This is a genomic window from Arthrobacter sp. JUb119, from assembly GCF_024807995.1.
In the GTDB taxonomy this organism is placed as follows: domain Bacteria; phylum Actinomycetota; class Actinomycetes; order Actinomycetales; family Micrococcaceae; genus Glutamicibacter.
The window spans coordinates 654,929-672,919 of sequence record NZ_JANUFE010000001.1; the positions used below are offsets into that span (position 1 = coordinate 654,929).

Below are 17,991 nucleotides of genomic sequence, written 5' to 3' on the forward strand. Positions count from 1 at the left end.
ATGACCACCACACTATTGCGCATCGCTACCGCCGGTTCGGTCGACGACGGCAAGTCCACTCTCGTGGGCCGCCTGCTCCATGACGCCAAGGCCATCCTCGCCGACTCGCTCGATGACCTGGCCCGTACCAGCGCCGAACGCGGCTTCGGCGGCAGCGCCGGAACCCTGGACCTCGCGCTGGTCACCGACGGGTTGCGCGCCGAACGCGAGCAGGGCATCACCATCGACGTGGCCTACCGCTACTTCTCCACCGACAAGCGGTCCTTCATCTTGGCCGATTGCCCCGGACACGTGCAGTACACCCGCAACACCGTCACCGGCGCGTCGACCGCAGACGCGGCGATCGTGCTGGTTGACGCGAGGCACGGCGTGCTGGAGCAGACCCGGCGCCACCTTGGCGTGCTCGCCTTGCTGCGGGTTCCGCAACTGGTCATCGCCGTGAACAAGATGGACCTGATCGACTGGGACGAAGCGGCCTTCAGCCAGATCGAGGCCGAAGTACTCGCGCTCGCCGGAGAACTCGGCCTGAAGTCAACCACCGTCATCCCGGTCTCCGCGCTTCAGGGAGATAACATCGTCGATCCTTCGGCTTCCGCGCACTGGTATGCCGGCCCGACCTTGCTCGGGCTGCTCGAGGACATCGAGCCGCGGCTCGGCGGGGGCACTGCCCGTCTGGATGTCCAGTACGTGATCCGCCCGCAGGGCGCCTTGGCTCCAGGCCTGGACCCGGACGCGTACCGCGACTACCGCGGATATGCCGGAACTCTGGTTGACGGCAGCTTGGCCGTGGGGGAGTCCGTGCAGGTGCTCTCCAACGGCCAGCCGGTGAGCAGCCGGATCAAGGCCATCAGCACCCCTGCTGGTACCGCGCACCGCGCCCAGGCCGGCGAAGCCATCGTTGTCGAGCTGGAGACCGACTTGGATATTGCCCGCGGCGACACCATCGTCGCCGGCGAACTGCCAACCGCGCACAGGGAGTTCCAGGCGAACATCTGCGTATTGGATCCAGTGAAGCTCACTAGCGGCCAACGGCTGTTGATCAAGCACGGTACCAAGGTCGCCGCAGCCAAGCTGTCAACCATCGACTACGTCATCAACGTGGCCGACTATTCGCAGCAGCCCGCCCACTCCTTGGAGCTCAACGACCTGGGCCGGATCACCTTGCGCAGCCAGGCAGCGTTGGCCATCGAGCAGTACGCCACCTCGCGCACTGGCGGAAGCTTCCTGCTAATCGATCCAGCTACGGGGCGCACCCTTGCGGCGGGGATCATCGAGGAAAATAATGAAGCAGCCTGATGTTGGCCAGCCAACAGGAAACCAAGGGCGGGTCCGGCTGACGGCTCATGGGCAGAAGACGGGCTTCCGAGGACGCTTCCTCGGGCTGGCGGCGGTCGGAGCATTGAGCGCAGTTGCTGTGGCGACGACGTTTCTTCCGGGACCAAATGAAGTACCAGCGCAGGCGGCACATCACGGCCCGGCAGATGAGCTGAAGATTGGCTATTTCGCCAACCTCACCCATGCTCCGGCCTTGATCGCCCAGTCCGAAGGTCTTCTCCAAGATCACCTTGAAGAAGACGGTACCAGTGTCCAAAGCCAGATATTCAACGCGGGACCGGCAGCTGTAGAAGCCTTGAACTCGGGGGCCATCGACGCCGCATATCTGGGGCCAAACCCGGCGTTGAACAGCTACCTGTCCAGCGATGGCGAGTCGTTGAACGTGGTGTCCGGCGTCGCCTACGGCGGAGCCAGCCTGGTTGTCGACAAGAAGATCACTAAGCCCGAGGAACTGGCCGGCAGCAATCTGGCCAGCCCGCAATTCGGCGGAACCCAGGATGTTGCCTTGCGCAGCTACCTGAAGGGCCTGGGCTTGAAACAGGACGCCACAGTGACCCCGAGCTCCAATGGAACCGTCGCACAGCTTTTCGGCCGCGGTGAAATTGACGGTGCTTGGCTTCCGGAGCCCTACGCTTCATTGCTAGTCGAGAAGAACGGGGGACACCGCTTGGTGAATGAAGCCGAGCTCTGGCCCGACGGCAAGTTCCCGACAACGGTTCTGGTGGTCTCCAAGGAATTCATGGCTAGCCATCCGCAAACCGTGCAGAAGCTGGTCGATGCAAATACCCAAGCCATCGATTGGCTCAATCATGCGGACGAAAAACAGAAGTTGGCGGCAGTGCAGAAAGCTTTGGTCGAAGCCAACGGAAGTTCCTTTGACGAATCAGTGATCGCTGAAGCCTTGAAGCAGGTGCACTTCAGCGAGGACCCCCTGCCTGAAACCTACCAGTCACTCGTGGACCACGCATTAGCCGTAGGAGTGGGGTCTGGCGGTAACGCAGACGGACTCGTGGATACGCGTTTTCTTGAACAGCAGGAGAAGTAATGGGAGTACGGCTGAATGAAGTTTCCCTGAGCTATCCAGGCACTGGCTTGGTCATAGATCGCCTCAGTGCAGAAATTGAAGACGGAGAGTTTATCGCTGTCTTGGGGGCCTCAGGCTGCGGCAAGTCGTCCTTGCTCAACATGATCGCTGGGCTACTGGCGCCAAGCTCCGGCTGGCTTGAAGTACCTGAAGACGGCGCGGCATTCATGTTCCAGGATGCCAACCTCCTGCCGTGGCTGACTGCCAGCGAGAACGTTGACCTGGCGCTCAAGCTCGCGGGGAAGCCAGCTCCGGAACGCCAGCAACGCGTGGAGAAACTGCTCAACCTCGTTCAGCTGGGGCATGCAAGCGGCAAGAAGCCGCATGAACTTTCTGGCGGCATGCGCCAACGCGTCGCTTTGGCCAGGGCTTTGGCTCAGGACCGCCAGGTTCTGTTGATGGATGAGCCATTTGCCGCCCTGGACGCCATCACGCGTGACATGCTCCATGAGCAGTTGCGGGCCTTGTGGAGGCAAACGGGCAAGACCATCATCTTCGTCACCCACAATGTGCGTGAGGCGATTCGCCTCTCCGGCCGCATTCTGGTGCTTTCTTCGCACCCCGGGCGCATCCTGGAGACTCGCCGGATCACCGGCGAACTCCGCAATAACCCGGCCGAGGCCGCCGCATTGGCCGATGAACTAACCACGATTCTCAGAAAGGAGCAGCGGAAACATGAGCTCACTGACAGAATCTCGAACTAGGTTCAAACCCGTGCGCGTTATCAAGCTACGCCCGAACAACCAGCTCGATTCATGGGTTGCCCCCTTGCTCACTGTGGTTGTGCTTCTGAGCCTGTGGCAAATTATTTCCTGGGCAAGCCCACTGCGCGAAGACCTTTTTCCCGGTCCACTGGCTGTCGCGGCTAAGCTTCCGCAACTGCTGGCAGATGGATCATTGGTTGCGGCCGTGGGCAATTCGTTGTTCCGCGCCGTGAGCGGATTTGCGATTGCCGTGATTATTTCCACCCCGCTGGCGTTGCTGCTGGCGCATCAGCCGCTGTTGCGCAAGGGGGTGGGGCCACTGGTATCGGCCATGCAGGTATTGCCCTCTATTGCGTGGGTTCCCGCAGCCATCATTCTTTTTGGCCTGAGCGATGCGACCATCTACACGGTTCTGCTGCTCGGCGCGATTCCATCCATCATCAATGGCCTGCTCGCCGGGATCGACATGATTCCAGCGCAGTACAAGTCCTTGTCCAAGGTGCTCGGTGCCTCCAAATGGGAGCATGTGCTGCACATTGAGCTGCCAGCTGCCATGCCAGGGTATGTAGCCGGACTGCGTCAGGGCTGGGCTTTCGCTTGGCGTTCGTTGATGGCTGCCGAATTGATTGCCGTGGGCGGTTCGCTGGCCCTAGGCGTCGGTTCACTGCTGCAACGGGGCCGCGATCTGGCAGACCTGCCATTGGTCATGCTGGTGATCTTGACCATCCTGCTGGTGGGTGTGCTGATCGAATTGGTATTTTTCGCTCCGATTGAACGCAAGCTGTTGCGCGATCGAGGAATGACCCGAACGGGAGAAAACAATGGCTAAAGGGCATATCACCCTGATTGGCGGTGGACCGGGGGATCCCGAGCTGATTACCATCGCCGGCTATAAGGCCCTGCTTGCCGCGGAAGTGGTTTTGGCCGACAAGCTGGGACCTACCGCGTTGCTGGCAGAACTTTCCGATGATGTGGTTGTCATCGATGTGGGCAAGTCACCAGGCTGCCACGTCAAAACCCAGGATGAAACCAATGAATTACTGGTCAAGTACGCTTCAGAAGGTAAGCGGGTAGTTCGCCTCAAAGGTGGCGACCCGTTTGTACTTGGACGCGGCGGCGAAGAACTGCTCCACGCCGCGAAATACGGGATCCCTACGCGTGTGATTCCCGGCATTACCAGTGCAGTCTCCGTGGCCATGGCCGCTGGCATTCCCGTCACGCACCGGGGAATTGCGGCCGGTTTTACCGTAGTCAGTGGACACAGCGAACTCGCGGACGTGCCGATCCGCTCCGATCACACCCTTGCGGTGCTGATGGGAGTATCGAATTTGCCACAAATTGTTGAGACATTGCTTACCCGTGGTTTACCGTCAAGTACACCGATTGCGATAGTTGAGCGAGGTTACTCACAGACGCAGCGCACAACTATCGGTACGCTAGAAGGGATAGTAAAGCGCGCCCGCAAGGCCGCAGTGGCGAATCCGGCCGTTATCGTTATTGGTGACGTCGTTCGGCTAGCCCCGGAAGCCTCCGACCAACTGGTAGACCTCCTGCCGCTAGAGAATGCCGATGCCACCGCGCCGGCCTCATTCGTTGACTAAGAAAGAGAAGTTGTTTGATGAGTGAAATTATCGTCCCTGAGCACCTCCATTCCCGGGCGCTGCGTGTTGCCATCGTTGGTGCCGGTCCGGCCGGCATCTACGCCGCTGACCTGCTCAACAAGAGCCAGCCGGTCGCATCGGGAGAACTGAAGCTGCACGTTGATCTCTTTGACGAGCTTCCTACGCCATTCGGTCTGATCCGTTACGGAGTTTCCCCGGATCACCCGCGTATCAAGGGCATCATCAACGCCCTGCACAAGGTGCTGGACAACGACTGGATCGACTTCTACGGCAACGTCGGCTTGGGCCGCGACATCTCGCTGGAAGACCTGCATACCCGTTACGACGCAGTGATCATCTCCACCGGCGCCCAGAAGGACGCTGACCTGAACATCCCAGGTGTCGATCTTGAAGGGTCCTTCGGCGGCGCCGACTTCGTGTCCTGGTATGACGCACACCCAGATGTTGACAAGAATTGGGACCTGTCCGCCAAGGAAGTTGCTGTCATCGGCAACGGCAACGTTGCCCTGGACGTGGCCCGCATCCTTTCCAAGCATGCTGACCAGCTGCTGGAAACCGAAATCCCTGAGCACATCTACGAGCAGCTGAATGACTCGGCCGTCACCGACGTGCATGTCTTCGGCCGCCGTGGCCCGGCCCAGGTGAAGTTCACCCCGCTGGAACTGCGCGAACTCTCGCACTCCAAGGACGTTGACATCGTCCTGTATCCAGAGGACTTCGAGTTCGACAAGGCTTCGGATGAAGCCATGAAGACCAATAACCAGACCAAGACCATGGTCTCCACCCTGACCAACTGGCTGATCGAGCAGGAAGAGCGCGAAGAAGCTCCAAGCGCCTCGCGCCGCCTGCACCTGCACTTCCTGCAGTCGCCAGTCGAGGTATTGGGCGAAGATGGCAAGGTCACCGGCTTGAAGGTGGAGCGCAACGAGCTCGACGGAAATGGCGGCGCACGCGGCACCGGCGAATTCGTCGAGTACCCGCTGCAGGCCATCTACCGTGCCGTCGGCTACTTCGGTTCGGCAGTCGACGACATTGAATACGACGGGGCCAAGGGCGTTTTGCCCAACGTGGAAGGCCGCGTGCTGAACGCGTCCGGCGCTCACGTTCCCGGCCTGTATGCCACTGGCTGGATCAAGCGTGGCCCGATTGGGCTGATTGGCCACACTAAGGGCGACGCCCTGGAGACCATTACCCACTTGCTTGAAGACCTCACTAAGCTGGCGCAGCCGGATTCTTCCCAGAAGATCTCGGAACTGCTCGAAAGCCGCGGCGTGAACTTCTCCAACTGGGATGGCTGGAAGAACTTGGACGCGCACGAGAAGGAACTGGGCGCCACAGCCGGCACCGTTTCGACTCGCTTCGGCGAGATCACTCGCGACCGCGTCAAGGTCGTAGAGCGCGAAGCGATGATGGAATTCTCTTCGGCAAAAAAATTGGTTGAGAGCCTGTAAGTTTCACCCCGGGCTCTAGCACTGAATGGGCGGTGTCCCTCGGCAAATTTGCCGAGGGACACCGCCCATTAGTGTTATCAGAAGTGCATTCAGGAACTCTATCGATCAGTGGATAAGCTGGGCTTCATCACGGATCTGGAGGGACATGCCATCTTGGGCAGAAATTTAATTTTCAACTAAATATGCTCATTTTGTCTCTCGCTTGATGCAGAATGGCCTTAACGGAGCAAAGATTATTTGAGTGTATGGAGCATTCGATGTTGAACTTCACTGCCATTGATTTCGAAACTGCGAATTCCTTTCGAGGGTCACCATGTTCAGTGGGACTTGTACGCGTCCGCGATGGACGGACCGTGGAGGAACGTCATTGGTTAATTAAGCCACCAAAAGGTGCCGATCACTTCGACCCGTGGAATGTCTCAATCCACGGAATCACCTCTGACATGGTTCAAGACGCGCCTCGCTGGAACGAAGTTCTACCACGCATCGTAGATTTTGTTAGAGGCGATATTCTCGTCTCGCACAATGCTGCATTCGATACGGGCGTTATCCGTTATGCCTGTGCAGCTGACACCATTGAATGCCCGGAATTCAACTTCTTGTGCACATTGGTGACTGCCCGAAGGGCCTTGCAACTTCCTTCATATCGGCTTCCTTACGTCGTCGAAGCGCTGGGATTGTCGATGAAGAATCATCACGACGCGTTGGCTGATGCCAGAGCAGTGGTAAATATTATCGACAGGCTTTCAGAGCAGCATGCGGCCGCTGACCTTCAAGAATTAGCCGACACTGTTGGCGTCCGACTAGGGTACATGGCTCCCGGGATTTACCGGGGAGGGCAAGCTCGTGCCAAATCAACATCTAAGCCATTGACCGATGTCGAGATTAATACCGAAGCGGATCCGGACGGATATCTATACGGACGTGTCGTGGTCTTTACTGGGGGACTGAAATCGATGCCGCGTGAAGTAGCCAGGCAAGAATGCGCCCGTCTTGGTGCGATTCCCGAAGCAAACACAACTAAACGAACCAACGTTTTAGTCATCGGCGATATTGATCCGACAGTTCTCCGTCCTGGATCCGAACTGACAGGAAAAGCTCGCAAGGCGTTCGAACTTCAAGATAGAGGGCAATCGATAGAAGTCATGACAGAAGATGATTTCTTACGGTGTCTCGATGGAACTCAACTTGATGGTGTCGAAGTCCTGCTTCCTAATTCCTCAACGGGGTCGTAGAAATAAAATATCGTAGCGTTGCAATGAATGGATACCGTGGATCGCACGGGTAACGAGGCATCTGCGAATAGTTGTAGAGATGGCCCAGCGCATTACGCTCTGGGCCGCCTCTATACGTTCTACGCGCGATGGGCTAGCCGGCCAGCTCAACCTTTTGGGTTGGCTTCTGGGCGCCGACACTGCGGCGCAGCATGATGAACAGCAAGATCATGCCTGCGGTGATCGACATGTGGCCAAGACCCGCGATGCCCGAGATCATCTTGGATGACTCAACGCCTAGTACGGTCATGATGCCGTGGGTGAGCTGCATGCCCGCGGTTAGGATCACGCCCGCGTTGTAGGTGCCCATGAACCACGCGAAGAGCTTGCGGTGCTGGCTCAGGCCGAAGGCCTTTTCCAGAAGGAGCACCAGCAGCAAGATGATGAAGCCCAGCACCAGCAGGTGGGTGTGGACTACGGAGAGCTGGGTCCACTGGCCTTCAGCGAAGCCGTTCATCTTGGTGAATTCACGGTAGAAAAGACCGGAAGCTACACCGAGGACCATGTAGGCGAAGGAGAAATTCACGAGCTTACGCATTGATTTTGTTTTCTTTCTGAACGGTTGGTTCTGCAGTTGCTTCTGCAGCGGAGGAAGTTGTGCCGAAGAGTGGATGCTTGCCTGAGTCCAGGACTGCGAACAGCGCCGGGAGCAGCAGGGTGCGAACGACGAAGGTGTCCAGCAGGACGCCGAGTCCGACGATCAGGCCGAGCTGGCCTAATACCGTGAGCGGCAGTGTTGCCAGTGCCGCGAAGACACCTGCCAGCACGAGCCCGGCACTGGTGATCACCGAACCGGTGCGGCTTGCGGCCAGTACCACTGCGTCGCCCAGCGCCAGCACCTGCGAGTCTTGGCGAACTCGCTGGGTCAAGAAGATGGTGTAGTCCACGCCCAAGGCGACCAAGAAGACGAAGGCCAGCAGCGGCACCTGGACATCCAAGGCGTTGGCCTCGAAGACCACCGAGGAAACCAGGGAACCCAAGCCGACGGCGGCGGCCGCGCTGAGCAAATTCACCAGACCCAAGGCAAGTGCGGTTCGCCAGGAACGGGTCAGCCAGCCGAGCATCACGAAGCAGATGACCATGATCAGCGGGGCAATCACGAACAGGTCGCGCAGGTGCATCTGGTGCGAATCAAGCTGTTCGGCGCTCTGCCCGCCAATGAGCACCTGCCCGGTGCTGCCGGTTGCCGCAGCACCGCGCAGGTCCGCTACCAGGTCCTGTGCCATGGCCGAGCTGGGATCGACAGCCGAGATGACAGAGAACTGCTGCCATGGCGTGGTGCCGAGCTGGAAGGATTCGCCAACACGCTTGACGTTTTCGACTCCGGAGAATTCATCTCGCAGGACCTGGACATCGGTTCCCTGCGCCAACACGGTGATCGGCTGGGTTTCACCTGCGGGGAAGTGCTCAGCCAGGGTCTGCATGGCACTGGAAGACTCGGTGGCGGTACGGAACTGCTGGGTCTGGTCCAGGCCGATACGCGTACCGGTCAACGCTCCAGCCAGCACCATGAGCAAGACCGCCAATGCTGCCAAGTTCAGGCCCGGACGGGTCATCACAGCACGAGCAGCACGTCCGAAGAAGTTTTCTTTCTTGCTTTCCTGTCCCGGACGGGGGACCAGCGGCCAGAACGCCTTGCGCCCGGCAAAGGCCAGGATCGGTGGCAGCGCAAAGAGCACGAAGAACGCAGCGATCAGCAAGCCAGCGGCGCAGACGATGCCCAGCCCGCGGGTATCTTCCATGACGGCCAGTCCCAAGGTCAGCAGGGCCAGCACTACGGTGAGGTTGGAGGTCAGAATCGCTTCGAAGCTGGCCGCCCACGCCTTGGACAGCGCCTGGCGGTGATCAGCATTCTTCTGCAGTTCATCGCGGTAACGGGAGATCAGCAGCAAGGCGTAGTTGGTACCGGCGCCGAAGACCAGCACGCTGAGCACGCCGGAGTCGAAGTGCAGATTGAAGGCGTTGCCCAGCAGGTTCGCCACCAGGGAGGCGCTGCGATCGGCGAGGGCAACAACGACCAGCGGGATCAGCCAGAGTACCGGCGAACGGTAGGTGAGGATCAGCAAGACTGCCACGATGCCCACCGTGACGGCCATCAGGGTGAAGTCCGCCCCGGCGAAGGCATTGGTGATATCTACTGCGAAGGCGGTAGAACCAGTGACCTGCACGGCCAGCCTCTGAATGGGATGGGCCTGGATCCAGTTGCGGACCTCATCCAGCTTCTGGCGGTCGGCCGTATCGGAGACCGTATCCCAGGTGAGCGGAACCATGGCTGCCTGCTGGTCTTCGCTGGCCATGGTGCGGCCGGCGGACACCTCCGCGTCGTGGGCTAGCGCCGCGGTCTGCTCATCAAGGGCAGCGGTGTCGGCATTGCTCAACGCATGGCCATCGGTGCGGTTGGCCACCAGCAAAGCCGAGCTCTGGGAATCGCTGGTGTTGGCATCCAGGATTTCGGCGACCTGTGCCGATTCGGAGCCTTCGACCAGGGAGCTGGCCGCACGGGTTGGGGCTTGGATGCTGCTCAGCGCACCAAAGAGAACGAGAACTACTGCAAAGATGCCGGCGGCCCAAATGCGGGCTCCGCGGCGGTTGGTCAGCGAATCGCCGATCCGGGGGATAACTGGAACTTTCATAGTTCCAGTTAACGAGATTTCGCAGGTCAGGCCATCGTGGAAAGGGGTGAATAAAACTTCAACCGAAAGGTTGAGATGCACCCCGGCGTGTCACCGGGATTCTGTTGATCAGCTACAGCAGTCCGTGGTCTTTGGCCTTGTTGATCGCGTCGGTACGCGTGGTTGCTTGGAGCTTGTCGAAAATGTGGACCAGGTGGGTTTTGACCGTCGCCTCCGAGACGAACAGGGCCTTGGCGATCTGCTTGTTGCCGGCACCGGTAGACAGTTGGGCCAATACGTCCTTTTCGCGCTTGGTGAGCTCGATTTTGGGACGGCGCATGCCCTCGACAACGCGCTGGGTCATCTCCGGGGCCAGGACCATGTGCCCGGCGGAGGCTTGGCGGATGGACTCGACGATGGTCTGGGCACTGACATCCTTGAGCAGGTAGCCGGCAGCTCCAGCTTCGATGCAAGCGAGCAGCTCTGAGTCCTTGTCGAAGGTGGTCAGGATCAGCACATAAGGCGGTTTGGCCAGTTGGCGGATCGCCGCGGTGGTTTGTGCACCGTTCATCCCGGCACCCAAGCGCAAGTCGCAGAGCACCACATCGACGGTGTTGGCCTTGACGAATTCCACCGCTTCCTCGCCGCTGGAAACCTCGCCAATGACAACGATGTCGTCGTAGTTCTCGAACAGCGCGCGCAGGCCGGTCCGCACGATGGGGTGGTCGTCGACCAGCAGGATCCGGATCATGAGTTGTCCTTTGCTAAGCGAAGCGGAAGGTGGGCGCACAGGGCGGTGCCTTCACCGGGTGAGCTCTCGACATCCAAACCGCCGCCGAGTTCGCGCAGGCGCTGGTTCATTGCGGTCAGGCCGAAGCCTCCGGTGTGCGTACTGGTTTGCACGCGACCAGTATTGGGAACGAAGCCGATGCCGTCATCGACAATATCCAAACGTACCTCGTCGCCGCTGGACCCCAGGCTGAGCGCCACCGTGGAGGCCTGGGCATGGCGCAGCACGTTGGACAGGGCGGATTGGGTGGTGCGCAGCAGCGCGATCTGCACATTCGGATCCAAAGTGGGCAGCCCCGGTTCGATATCCAATCGGGTCTCCAACTTCGAATCGGCCTTGAAATTCTCCAAGACGCGGCCCAAGGCTCCGGCGAGCGCCTGGGAATCGAGTTCTGCCGGAGCCAGGGCGGCGATGATGCGACGCAAATCGGTCAGCGCCTGCCCGGAAAGCTCATCGATGCGGCTCAGGGCCGCCGAGGCAGACTCTGGGTCTTTGGAGGCTTCTGCCGCCTTGGCATGCAATCCGATGGAGGAGAGCTGCTGGGCCACGGTGTCGTGGATTTCGCGGGCCAGACGGGTGCGTTCGGTGGCAATGCCAGCCTCATGCTGGGAACGGGCCAATTCTCCTTGCAGGTCTGCCATTTCCTGCTGGGCTCGCACCAGGGAATTCACCAAGGATGTGCGCACTTCGGCATCGCGTTCCATCTGCAGGTATCCGCGGGAGATGCCCCAGGCGAATAGCCCGCCAACCAAGGGGCCGGCAATGGCGGCAATGCTGAGCTCGGCATTGTGCAGGTAAGGAGCGAGCAAAGTAAAGGCGTAGACGACCACTGACCACAATATTGAGGGAAGAAATGGCAGCTGGTGGCCCAGGAGAAGCCAAAGGCTGAAGGCCAACCACATGAATTCAGCGGAAACGAAGAGGCTTGCAATCCAGATCCCTAGCAGCAGCGCCAACCACCACGCGGGCTTGGCGAAGACTCCTTTCTTGGCACGGGAAACGAAGCCGAGGCTGTACCAAGTGGCGAAGAGTACCGAGACGAGGATCGCGGGCAGGACATTTCCTTGCGCTGAAATCTGTCGCAGCAACGCGATGGCAAGCAGGATTGCCGTCACCAGGTGCTGCCCCCAGCGCAGCACCACTGGCGAGGCCAACGAGTGCTGCTGATTCTGGGTGTCCAACCACTGCGGCTCGGAAGTACTCATGAATGCCAGCCTACTAAAGGCTGCTGCCGGTTATTGATCGGCAAGTATTACCAGTTGAGCTGTCGCTCTGGTCATGGCCACGTATCTGCGCACGGCTCCGCTTAATCCGGTGCCGAAGGAGCGTGGCTGGCAGACGAGCACCAGATCGAATTCCAGGCCCTTGGCGTTCTCTGGCGAAAGAAAGCGGACCCTGCCAGAGTTGTGGAAGCCAGAGGCCCCGATAACTGCCGCCGTGCCCTCGGCATTTTCGCCTAGCCAATCATCGAGTATTAATTCCAGTTCGGTCAGGCGGGCATAACGCACCGGTGCACCATCCGTGCGCAATGATCGCGGCACGTTCGCCTCGGGCATCTGTGCCTGGATCTGTTCTGCGGCTGCTTCCATGATCTGTGCCGTGCTGCGGTAGTTGACCCGCAAGCGGGATACGGAGATGCCGCGAATGCCAATCCTGGCCAAACGCTGTTCCCATGTCGTGTTGAAGCCGTGAACGGCCTGGGCCCTATCGCCCACAATCGTCAGGCTCCCTGATGGGCAACGGCGTTGGATCATTGCCCATTGCGCATCGGTCAGGTCCTGGGCTTCATCGATGATGACATGCGAAAAGGGTCCGTCGTAATTGAGCGAGGCCAAATTGTTCTCCGGAGCTCCGGCGAGAAGCTGCTCCTGGAGATCGTGGTGGATGAGCTGGGATGCCAGATCCTCGCTGTCGTCAACCGAGTCCATCAGATCATCAACGACGTTTTTCCATCGAGTACGCTCGGCGTGCACTCTGAACTGTTCATCACGACGTTTCGCTTCGCTGTGCGGGTCGCCAATGAGAAAGCGCGCAAGGTCAATCAGCGGAATATCCGACGTGGTCCATCGGCCAGAAGCCGAACTTGCCAGTAGCTTTTCGATCTCTTCGTTGCCAAGGTCTCTGCCGCTGTAGCGGAGCAGCTCCGGGGTTGAATAGAGCGCCCGCAGCAGCTTGCATGGATCCAGGACAGGCCAGTGCTCATCGAGCAACCCATTCAGTGCTGGATTTCTCTCCCACTCCGAGCGCGGCAGTGGTTTCGTGTCTTCGCCTCTGAGGGCTTGGGGGAGCAATTGATCAATGAGGGCATCACGCAATTCGATGCGTGCTTCATTGTGCGGCGTTGCTTCGCCAATCATGGTGACCGCAGTGCGCCACAGCTGCGTTGTCAGAGTGGCTTGAGCTTCCCCAAAGTCGATTTGAACGTCAACGGAGGGAGGCTCTTCAAAGACCTGCACGGCCCTCTTGACTGCATCCAGCATTGCCAGGCTGGATTTAATGCGGTGGACTCCGTGATCCGGTTCCGAGGGCAAATCATCGCCAATCGAAACTATGCTTGAAAGTGTTGAAATGAGCACCTCGTCCTCGCCGAGATTCGGAAGAATGTCAGCGACATAGGAGCTATAGGCCTCGTGCGGGCTTACCACCAAAACCTTGCCACCCTGGCGTTGAAGCCGTGGGTCCGCATGCAGCAAATAGGCGGCTCGATGCAGGGCGACCACCGTCTTGCCGGTACCCGGCCCGCCATCAACCACCAGCGCGCCTTGCGAGCTTCTCCGGATGATCGCGTCCTGGTCCGACTGGATGGTTGCGAGCACGTCCTGCATTTTTGGTGAACGCTTGCTGCCAAGTGAAGCGAGAAATGAAGAGTGGTCATCCAGGCGGGCGTGGGAAGCCAGCTGGGAGGAATCAAACACTTCATCCCAATAGTCGCAGATGCGTTGCCGGCGCCAACGGTAGCGGCGTCTCATGGCCAACCCATGGTCCTTCTCATGGGTGGCGGCGAAGAATGGTTCTGCTGCCGGGGCTCGCCAATCAAGCAGCAGCTGCTTGCCCTGGTCGTCGCTCAAGCCACTGCGGCCAATGTATAGGCGCTCGCCGGTCCCGGCTATTTCCATGAAGCCTAAGCAGGCGTAGGGACCCATGCGGTCCAGCTGGCGCAGCCGCTGTGCTAATTCGCTGAGTTCAACATCGCGTTCAAGGGATTGCTGCAGCACGCCGGCCTGGTCTTGTCCTCGTCGGGCAATGCGCTCCATGATTTCGGATCGAAGCTGCCCAACCCGTTTGGCAATTTCGCAGAGCCGTTGCTGGTCCTCGCCAATCTCGGCCGAGTTCTCCGGTGCTGGACTGTGCTCGATGGCATCGAAATAGCTGGTGTTTGCGATTTTGGTAGGCACGCGGGCTCCCTGGTCTGGCTAGTTCTCGTGGGGAAGATATTGATTATGGACCCTATGCGGGGCCTTGCGGCAAGGCCCCCTGGGCGCGCTATCCTGAAAATGCAGGGAATGGCGTTTTCGGTTTTCCAGCTGCGCACTGTGAGCCTGCGCTCACTTGCATTTCGAAGGCTGCCGGGAATTTTCAGCTGGGGCATCACGCGGTAGGATATAAGGACTGCGACTTTGATCCGGCTATCACCGGTGAGTCTTCGGAAGAACCGCGAGCATCATGAACGCCAAGTAGAACCGAACGGGACCAGCCCGTCACAGCTGAAGATAAGCGATTCCCCATCATTGCGGCGGGGGATAAGCGGGGTGGTACCGCGGCATTCGTGCCGTCCTCGTAGGCAAGGATTTATCGACCCTACGCTTGAAGGACGGCCCATTCGATGAGCTTTTATCCGAAGGTCACTACAGACCCAACCGGTTCGACCCCGGCTTCACCGCGATTCCCAGATCTTGAGAAGCGCGTCCTCGAATACTGGAAGAACGACGACACTTTCCAGGCCTCCATTGACCAGCGCGAGGGCGAAGAATTCGTCTTCTACGATGGCCCTCCCTTCGCCAACGGCCTGCCACACTACGGCCACCTGCTCACCGGCTACGTCAAGGACCTGGTAGCGCGCTACCAGACCCAGCGCGGCAAGCGCGTGGAGCGCCGCTTCGGCTGGGACACCCACGGCCTGCCAGCCGAGCTGGAAGCTATGAAGCAGCTGGGCATGACCGACAAGAAGCAGATCGAAGCCATGGGCATCGACAAGTTCAACGACGCCTGCCGCACCTCGGTGATGAAGTATGCCGATGAGTGGAAGCAGTACGTGAACCGCCAGGCTCGCTGGGTCGACTTCGAAAACGACTACAAGACCCTGAACGTCGAGTTCATGGAATCGGTCATCTGGGCTTTCAAGCAGCTTTCGGACAAGGATCTGACCTACAAGGGCTTCCGCGTGCTTCCGTACTGCTGGAAGGACGAGACCCCGCTGTCCAACCACGAGCTGCGCATGGACGACGACGTCTACAAGAACCGCCAGGACCAGACCGTCACCGTGGGCTTCACCATCCTTGCCGGTGAAACCGAAGCCTCCAAGGCACTTGCCGGCGTGCAGGCCCTGGCGTGGACCACCACCCCGTGGACCCTGCCAACCAACGCCGCACTGGCCGTGCACCCGGCGATCGACTACGTCGTGGTTCCTGCAGGCGAAGCCGGCGTGAAGGCTTCGGCCGCCGCCGGGCCATTCCTGCTGGCCCGCGACCTGCTCGGCTCCTACGCCAAGGACCTGGGCTACAAGGATGCCAAGGAAGCCGCTGCGGCCATCACCGCCAGCTACACCGGTGAGCAGCTTGCCGGCGTGCGCTACCAGCCGCTGTGGGACACGTACACCGACACCGAGAAGTACGGCACCGAAAACGCCTGGCAGATTCTCACCGCCGACTACGTCACCGTGGCCGACGGCACCGGCATCGTGCACCAGGCTCCGGCCTACGGCGAGGATGACCAGAAGGTCTGCGAAGAGCACGGCATCCCGGTGATCCTCTCAGTAGACGAGGGCGCCAAGTTCCTTCCTGTCTTCGGCAACGGCCCGCTGGCCGAGATCGCCGGTGTGCAGGTCTTCGACGCCAACAAGACCATCACCAATGTGCTCAAGGACGAGGCCAAGCTGGTCAAGCAGGCCTCCTACGAGCACTCCTACCCGCATTGCTGGCGCTGCCGCACCCCGCTGATCTACCGCGCGATCTCCTCGTGGTACGTCGAGGTCTCCAAATTCAAGGACCGCATGGTCGAGCTGAACGAGCAGATCAACTGGATCCCGGGCAACGTCAAGCACGGCCAGTTCGGCAAGTGGCTGGAAAACGCCCGCGACTGGTCCATCTCGCGCAACCGCTACTGGGGTTCGCCGATCCCGGTGTGGGAATGCACCGGTGCCGAATGCGAGCACCGCGAAGTCTTCGGCTCGCTGCAGGAAATGCAGGACTTCTTCGGCCGCATGCCGGTCAACCACGAAGGCCAGCCTGACCTGCACCGCCCATTCATCGACGAGCTGACCAAGGCCCATGAGGGCTGCGCCGAATCCGGCACCCTCAAGCGCGTGGAAGACGTGCTCGATGTCTGGTTCGACTCCGGCTCGATGCCGTACGCCCAGGTGCACTACCCGTTCAACAACCAGGAATGGTTCGATTCCGGCCACCACCCGGCGGACTTCATCGTTGAGTACATCGGACAGACCCGCGGCTGGTTCTACACCATGCACGTGCTCTCCACCGCGCTCTTCGACCGCCCGGCCTACACCAACGTGATCTCCCACGGCATCGTGCTGGGCTCGGACGGGCAGAAGATGTCCAAGTCCCTGCGTAACTACCCGGATGTCACCGAGGTCCTGGACCGCGACGGCTCCGATGCCATGCGCTGGTTCCTGATGGCCTCGCCGATCCTGCGCGGCGGCAACCTGGTCGTGACCGAACAGGGCATCCGCGATGGCGTGCGCCAGGTGCTGCTGCCGCTGTGGAACGTCTGGCACTTCTTCAACCTCTACACCAACTCCGCCAACAACGGGGCCGGCTACGAGGCCAAGCGCTCGATGGACTCCACCGACCCGCTGGACCAGTACATGCTGGCCGCCACGGGCCAGCTGGTGCGCGAAGTCACCGAGGCACTGGATTCCTACGAGGTCTCCGATGCTACCGAGGCCGTGCGCCAGTACATGGACACCCTGACCAACTGGTACGTGCGCCGTAGCCGCCAGCGTTTCTTCGATGAAGACACCCAGGCCTTCGACACCCTGTACACCGCGCTGGAAACCCTGGTGAAGGTCACTGCTTCGCTGCTGCCGCTGGCCAGCGAAGAGATCTTCCGCGGGCTGACCGGCGAACGTTCGGTGCACCTGGAGGACTGGCCGGAAGCCAGCGAATTCCCAACCGACGCCGCGTTGCTGGAAACCATGGAAACAACCCGCAAGATCTGCTCCGTGGGCTCCTCGCTGCGCAAGGCCAAGAACCTGCGCGTGCGCCTGCCGCTGGCCGAGCTGAAGGTTGTGCTCACCGGCGCTGCCCGCCTGGAAGGCACCTACGCGTCGATCATCAAGGACGAGCTGAACCTGAAGGCCGTCACCTTGATCGATGCCGAAGGCGTCGACGCCGCCAGCTACGGCATCAGCCAGCAGCTGGTAGTGAACGCCCGTGCGGCCGGTCCGCGCCTGGGCAAGAACGTGCAGCAGGCGATCAAGGGCGCCAAGTCCGGGGACTGGTCGGTCACCGACGGGGTGGTCACCGCGGGAGGACTGGAACTGGCCGAGGGCGAATACACCCTGGACACCGTGGTGGATGCAGCAGGCGAAATTGCCGCGGCAGTCATCGACGGCGGCTTCCTGGTGCTGGATACCGAGGTCACCGAGGCACTGGCTGCCGAAGGCACCGCACGCGACATGATCCGCTCCATCCAGTCCGCCCGCAAGGACGCGGACCTGCAGGTATCGGATCGCATCCACACCGTGGTCACCGCCAACACGGCCGCCATCGCGGCACTGGAAGCGAACCGCGAGCTGGTGGCAGGTGAAACCCTGACCGCGCAGCTGGAACTTGTCGCCGATGATTCGGTAGATGGCGAGCAGGTCACCGTGGCCAAGCTGGATTCTGGCAAAGTCGAGGCCAACTAGTGAGCGAATTGGACCGCGTCTACGCGCAACTTCTC

The 17,991-nt window shown here is 60.2% G+C and carries 13 protein-coding genes; 8 read left to right on the forward strand and 5 right to left on the reverse strand.

Annotated features, from left to right (window positions below; genetic code table 11):
• The 7 genes from M2368_RS03150 (at position 1) to M2368_RS03180 (ending at position 7,431) form a co-directional block, all read left to right on the forward strand.
• Positions 1–1,296: a sulfate adenylyltransferase subunit 1 gene (locus tag M2368_RS03150; RefSeq protein ID WP_105658473.1), complete on the forward strand. Its 1,296-nt coding sequence runs from the start codon at positions 1–3 to the stop codon at positions 1,294–1,296.
• Positions 1,283–2,380 (forward strand): ABC transporter substrate-binding protein, encoded by a 1,098-nt coding sequence (locus M2368_RS03155; protein WP_105658474.1) that lies wholly within the window; start codon positions 1,283–1,285, stop codon positions 2,378–2,380. The genes M2368_RS03150 and M2368_RS03155 overlap by 14 nt, the downstream gene beginning before the upstream one ends.
• Positions 2,380–3,123 (forward strand): ABC transporter ATP-binding protein, encoded by a 744-nt coding sequence (locus M2368_RS03160; protein ID WP_105658475.1) that lies wholly within the window; start codon positions 2,380–2,382, stop codon positions 3,121–3,123. The genes M2368_RS03155 and M2368_RS03160 overlap by 1 nt, the downstream gene beginning before the upstream one ends.
• Positions 3,095–3,952 carry an ABC transporter permease gene (locus tag M2368_RS03165; protein ID WP_105658476.1) on the forward strand — a complete coding sequence of 286 codons (858 nt, stop codon included), beginning with the start codon at positions 3,095–3,097 and terminating at the stop codon, positions 3,950–3,952. The genes M2368_RS03160 and M2368_RS03165 overlap by 29 nt, the downstream gene beginning before the upstream one ends.
• The gene (gene cobA, locus M2368_RS03170; RefSeq protein WP_498723998.1) at positions 3,945–4,724 is read left to right on the forward strand and encodes a uroporphyrinogen-III C-methyltransferase; all 780 of its coding nucleotides are present in this window, start codon (positions 3,945–3,947) and stop codon (positions 4,722–4,724) included. The genes M2368_RS03165 and cobA overlap by 8 nt, the downstream gene beginning before the upstream one ends.
• 17 nt (positions 4,725–4,741) lie before the next feature.
• Positions 4,742–6,196 (forward strand): FAD-dependent oxidoreductase, encoded by a 1,455-nt coding sequence (locus M2368_RS03175; protein WP_105658478.1) that lies wholly within the window; start codon positions 4,742–4,744, stop codon positions 6,194–6,196.
• Positions 6,197–6,453: 257 nt separating this feature from the next.
• Positions 6,454–7,431 (forward strand): exonuclease domain-containing protein, encoded by a 978-nt coding sequence (locus M2368_RS03180; RefSeq protein WP_426734134.1) that lies wholly within the window; start codon positions 6,454–6,456, stop codon positions 7,429–7,431.
• Between the two features lie 133 nt (positions 7,432–7,564).
• On the opposite strand, the gene M2368_RS03185 is transcribed toward M2368_RS03180, so the two are convergent.
• The 5 genes from M2368_RS03185 to helR all read right to left on the reverse strand — a co-directional run bounded on the left by M2368_RS03185 (position 7,565) and on the right by helR (position 14,267).
• A complete protein-coding gene (locus M2368_RS03185) occupies positions 7,565–8,008 on the reverse strand; it encodes a DUF2871 domain-containing protein (RefSeq protein WP_388022208.1) in 444 nt (147 codons plus the stop codon).
• The gene (locus tag M2368_RS03190) at positions 8,001–10,103 is read right to left on the reverse strand and encodes an MMPL family transporter (RefSeq protein WP_498723999.1); all 2,103 of its coding nucleotides are present in this window, start codon (positions 10,101–10,103) and stop codon (positions 8,001–8,003) included. The genes M2368_RS03185 and M2368_RS03190 overlap by 8 nt, the downstream gene beginning before the upstream one ends.
• Before the next feature lie 112 nt (positions 10,104–10,215).
• Complete coding sequence (locus M2368_RS03195; protein WP_426734140.1) at positions 10,216–10,833, reverse strand: response regulator; 618 nt, start codon at positions 10,831–10,833, stop codon at positions 10,216–10,218.
• A complete protein-coding gene (locus M2368_RS03200; protein ID WP_105658483.1) occupies positions 10,830–12,077 on the reverse strand; it encodes a sensor histidine kinase in 1,248 nt (415 codons plus the stop codon). The genes M2368_RS03195 and M2368_RS03200 overlap by 4 nt, the downstream gene beginning before the upstream one ends.
• Before the next feature lie 30 nt (positions 12,078–12,107).
• On the reverse strand, positions 12,108–14,267 hold the full coding sequence (gene helR / locus M2368_RS03205) for an RNA polymerase recycling motor ATPase HelR (RefSeq protein ID WP_498724000.1): 2,160 nt from the start codon (positions 14,265–14,267) through the stop codon (positions 12,108–12,110).
• Positions 14,268–14,695: 428 nt separating this feature from the next.
• Here helR and ileS point away from each other — a divergent pair, with 428 nt between their 5' ends.
• Positions 14,696–17,956: an isoleucine--tRNA ligase gene (ileS, locus tag M2368_RS03210; protein ID WP_332595391.1), complete on the forward strand. Its 3,261-nt coding sequence runs from the start codon at positions 14,696–14,698 to the stop codon at positions 17,954–17,956.
• Positions 17,957–17,991: the final 35 nt, after the last annotated feature.